Annotated in this window: 1 protein-coding gene; it reads left to right on the forward strand. The window is 64.0% G+C overall.

All coding sequences use genetic code 11. The annotated features are described in order from the left end of the window. Positions 1 to 174 precede the first annotated feature (174 nt). Positions 175 to 1417: T6SS phospholipase effector Tle1-like catalytic domain-containing protein (locus JV551A3_RS11510; RefSeq protein WP_133978686.1), on the forward strand; the 1243-nt coding region annotated here is incomplete at its 3' end.

Below are 1417 nucleotides of genomic sequence, written 5' to 3' on the forward strand. Positions count from 1 at the left end.
GGTGATACTTTAATCCATCCGGGGGGGTGGCGACCAATGGCGGCAGGGAAATTTATCCTTGCCGGGGGCCATGCAGGTCCGGAATTGTCCTGCATGTGGCTGGCCATTGGCTGATAGCCCGCAGCGGTGTGCTGGCGCCTGCTTGTGCTTTTTGCACAAGCAGGAGGCACGAAGATGGACCTGAACAGCTGTAGCAATGCACGCACCACGCCGCTCACCCTGCGTTTTGGCGTGTTCTTCGATGGCACCGGTAACAACCTGAACAATGTGATGGCGGTGGATGCACCGGCGGGCAAGGGGGCCAGTTATGCCAATGCCTTGAGCAATGTGGCCCTGTTGCATGCGCTGTACCCGGCGCAAGGGGCCAATGCTGATGGGACCATGGCGTTTCTGAAGCGCTATGTCGAGGGCGTGGGCACCCTGGCGGGGGAGGCGGACCATGCCTATGCCTCGGCCACCGGGTGCGGAAGCAGGGGGGCCGAGGCGCGTGTCGAGGAGGCCTTGGCGGGGATTGCCGGGCAGCTGCGGGCCTGGTGTGAGGCGCACCCACAGGCAAGGCTCGAGCGGGTCGAGTTCGACCTGTTCGGTTTCAGCCGGGGCGCGGCGGCGGTGCGGCATCTGGCCAACCTCTTGCACGATGGCGGCGGTGAACGCTTGGTTGTGCCCTGCGGCATCGTGATCAACTTCATCGGCCTGTTCGACACAGTGGCGGCGATCATTGCGCCGCTGAAGGGTGACTTCGATCCCGCCGACGACCGCCATGGTGGCTTGCGCCTGGGCCTGGGCGCGGGCATTGCCCGGCAAATGGTGCAACTGGTGGCGGGGGACGAGCAGCGGCACAACTTCCCGTTAGTGCGCAGTGGCAATGACATCGTATTGCCGGGCGTGCATTCGAACATTGGCGGTGGTTACCCAGATACCACGCAGGAGCAGGTGCTGCTGTGCAAACCGCAGTCACAGCGGGTGCCGCAGGGTATGCGCGCCGAGAAGACTCGCGTGCATGCCACCGTCAGTGCCTTGCTGGGGTCAACATTCGGCGAACTGGGGGCGCCCAGGCCGCAGGTGCTGGTCTGGGAGGAGCCGATTCCCGGTGGCCGGCCGAGCGAGGCGCAAAAGCAGGTTTATGCGGCGGTGTACCGCGAGCGGGAAGTGGCGGGGCAGCTTTCCCGGGTTTACCTGAGCATCATGCGTGAGTTGGCGGTGCGGGCGGGTGTGCCGTTTGCACCTTTGGGCGGGCAGGCTGAGCATCGGTTGCCGGAGGAGTTGCTGGGCATCAGCCGCACGTTGCACGAATTTGCTTTTGGTGCATGCGAAGCGCCTGGAATGACCGAGGATGAGCTGGGTTTGTTGCGCGACAGATATGTGCATGCGTCGGCGAACTGGAACGCGTTGAAGGGGCTGCGTAACAGTGTGCTGG

The organism is Pseudomonas inefficax, assembly GCF_900277125.1.
GTDB classification, from domain to species: Bacteria; Pseudomonadota; Gammaproteobacteria; order Pseudomonadales; family Pseudomonadaceae; genus Aquipseudomonas; species Aquipseudomonas inefficax.